General features: G+C 35.6%; 4 protein-coding genes. All 4 read right to left on the minus strand.

The window, feature by feature from the left end; translation table 11 throughout:
- Positions 1–103: 103 nt before the first annotated feature.
- The gene (locus tag V7024_RS22420) at positions 104–1231 is read right to left on the minus strand and encodes an alkene reductase (protein ID WP_335524096.1); all 1128 of its coding nucleotides are present in this window, start codon (positions 1229–1231) and stop codon (positions 104–106) included.
- 118 nt (positions 1232–1349) lie between these two features.
- Complete coding sequence (locus V7024_RS22425) at positions 1350–1646, minus strand: putative quinol monooxygenase (RefSeq protein WP_335524099.1); 297 nt, start codon at positions 1644–1646, stop codon at positions 1350–1352.
- An 89-nt stretch (positions 1647–1735) separates the two neighbouring features.
- Complete coding sequence (locus V7024_RS22430) at positions 1736–2374, minus strand: nitroreductase family protein (protein ID WP_335524101.1); 639 nt, start codon at positions 2372–2374, stop codon at positions 1736–1738.
- Between the two features lie 36 nt (positions 2375–2410).
- Positions 2411–2839 (minus strand): MarR family winged helix-turn-helix transcriptional regulator, encoded by a 429-nt coding sequence (locus V7024_RS22435; protein WP_335524104.1) that lies wholly within the window; start codon positions 2837–2839, stop codon positions 2411–2413.
- Positions 2840–3025 lie beyond the last annotated feature (186 nt).

Here is a 3025-nt window from a genome sequence, read left to right on the forward strand (position 1 = left end):
AGTGTTTCATTCATTTTCGCTTCCCCCTATCATGCTATTCTCTTATATTTTTTGCTTACATAATAAAAGAAGAACACCTTATGTGCTCTTCTTTTATTATTATTCATATTAATGTAGCAAGATGCTGCTTTGCATCGTATTCCTCTAAACTTTCCCCATGTTTAACACGATGAACAAAATCCGGATTAGAAATCAATGGTCTACCAAATGCCGCTACATCAATTGTACCTTCTTGTAGTGCTTCTTCTGCCTCTTTTGGATTTAAATTCCCAACTCCTACAATTATACCATCCCAATATTTACGAACTAATTGATGTAAGTTTTTCCCGTCAACTATAACTTGCGTATAATTCATTGTTGAAGGATGAATCATCGTTAATCCTACTTCACAGAACATCTCTACGAAAGTTTGAATTGCTGCTTCAGGATTTTCCCACATGTAGCTAGGGTTATCACCTTTAAATGCCGAAAAACGAATAAGCGTTTTATCTGCACCAATCGCACTTATAACGGCTTGCAATACTTCTTTCATAAATGTTAACCTTTGTTTTAAATCTCCGCCATATCGATCATTTCGATGATTCGCAAATTCATAAGAAAATTGATCAATTAAATACCCATGTGCCCCATGAATTTCTACCCCATCGAAACCTGCTTCTATCGCATTCCTAGCAGCTTGTGCATACTGTTCGATAGTCTCTTGAATTTCTTCTATTGTCATCGCTTCTGGCGTATCAAAAGGCTTCCGAAAACGTGGGACATTTCCTTGTGCCGCAATAGCTGAAGGTGCTTGTGGTAAGAATCCATCTGTTAGTTCATGATGGCTCATACGTCCTACATGCCATATTTGCGCAATAATTGTTCCACCTTCTTCATGTACTGCATCTGTTACTGACTTCCAAGAATTAATTTGCACCTCGGTATAAATACCTGGGACACCTGGATTCCCCTTCGCTCTTGGGCTAATTACTATTCCTTCTGTAATAATTAGACCAACACCATCTGCCGCACGTTTCCGGTAATACTCGGCTACATCAGCTCCAACTACCCCTGTCTCGTCATTAGCAAAACAACGCGTCATCGGTGCCATTGCCACACGATTACGAAGAGACCAAGCTCCAATTTGAATCGGATCAAATAACTTTGTTTCTTCCACGTTTTGAAATGATCCCCAATTGTTTATATTCGTGCCTTCATGGATACTGGCTATTTTATTATTTGAATTTGTCATCTTTCTTCCCCCTTAATTAAAAATTCCACCTACATTTCATTGAAACGATGGAAACTATCTATAACCGTATCATATTTTTTCACAAACTAGTGCGTCAATTTATACGCTCTCCTTGTTATTACCCTTGTAGTGGTTTTCCATTAAAAGCTTTTATATCTAATGGTGCAACTAAAAATTGATTTGCTTTGCCAACAAAAGAAGTGAAATGCTCACTCTTATTGTGATTAGCAACTACTTCGGCATTTTCCCACACCTCTACCATTGTATAGACATTTTCTTTTTCAGTATCCTTGAACAAATCATAAGACATATTTCCACTTTCTTTTCTTGAACCACTGATTAGCGGCTGAATCTCATCTAAAAATGCTTGTTGTTTTGCTGGGTCCACATGAAACTTAGCATGGATAATAATCATGATACATTCTCCTCTCACTTTTCTACTTGTATTTGTATTTATGAAAAAAGTCAATCACGCAAATGATGAAACCTTATAATCCTCTATAATTACTTCCACTGAGCGATTTTATCAATTGGAAGGCGAACTGATTTGTAGCCACTGTCAGCTGCTTTCCCAATTGAAATTAACATAACTGGTACATAACGCTCTTTATCTAAACCAAATGCTTCTGCAATTTTATCTTTTTCATATCCACCAATTGGACATGTATCGTATCCGTGAGCACGAGCTGTAAGCATAAGTTGCATCGCTGCAAGACCACCATCAATTAATACTGTGTCTTTCATTACTTCCTTTGTAACTATTGAAAAATAGGCTGTAAGCTTCTCCATTTGACTTTCTTTTACTTCTGAAGGCATATATCCAAGTTCAACTGCTTTTCCGTAAATTTCTTCGGCATTTTCAAAATTATTCAAATCACCAAAAACAGCAATCATTGCTGCTGATGTTTGTACTTGAAGTTGATTAAATTTAGCAAGCGGCAAAAGCTTTTCTTTTCCTTCAGCACTATCAATTACTAAGAAGCGCCATGGTTGCATATTTACAGAAGATGGTGCAAGTGTTGCTTCTGTAAGGATTTCTGTCATTTCTTCTTTACTAATTTTCACGGACGGATCGTACTTACGAATAGAACGACGACCTGTCATAATTTCTGTAAAATCATTTGTTTTTTGTGTGTTAATCATAGATAGTTTCTCCTTTTTTTCTGTCTAATGGTTACATTAGAATTCTTTTATATTTTTTTGAATGCGATTTAACATATTTAGAAGTTCATCACGTTCTTCCTCGTTAAAATCCTTTAACACATAAGTGGCAAATCGCTCTTTTTCCTCTTGAAAGGAGTGAATTTTATTCCGACCGGCATCAGTTAAACTAACAAGGGTTATTCGATTATCATTCGGATTTTTACGTCTTGTAATCATTTCATTAGCTTCAAGTTGCTTTAAATGCCGTGTAATTGCTGCATTGTCAATATTGATTTCTTTTTGAAGTGCTTTTTGACTCATTTCATCAACTTGATAAAGTTGATGTAAAAGTTCAAGTCTAGATTGGCTAATCCCCGTACAACCTTCGAATTTCGAACTAATGTCTTTATTCAGGAAATGTAATTTATATAAAATAATCGCTTCCTTTGAACATGAATCGCTCAAATTACCACCCCTTTTTTAGACTGTCTAAAAAGTTGATGCATCAATGATTGATATGTCAATCATTGATGCATCAACTAATATACATGAATTTCATTTGAAAAGCAATAATTTTGTTTTTATCCTTTTTTAATGGGCAGTTATCCTTCTACTGCTCAAAGTAATACTTACAATTCCCTTTGCTTACCT

This window comes from Bacillus sp. JJ864 (genome assembly GCF_036963045.1).
Classification (GTDB): Bacteria; Bacillota; Bacilli; order Bacillales; family Bacillaceae_G; genus Bacillus_A; species Bacillus_A pseudomycoides_C.

Excerpts from the sequence above, each read along its gene's own strand:
- V7024_RS22420 (WP_335524096.1), bottom strand. The coding sequence starts at position 1,231 with ATGACAAATTCAAATAATAAAATAGCCAGTATCCATGAAGGCACGAAT.
- V7024_RS22425 (WP_335524099.1), bottom strand. The coding sequence starts at position 1,646 with ATGATTATTATCCATGCTAAGTTTCATGTGGACCCAGCAAAACAACAA.
- V7024_RS22430 (WP_335524101.1), bottom strand. The coding sequence starts at position 2,374 with ATGATTAACACACAAAAAACAAATGATTTTACAGAAATTATGACAGGT.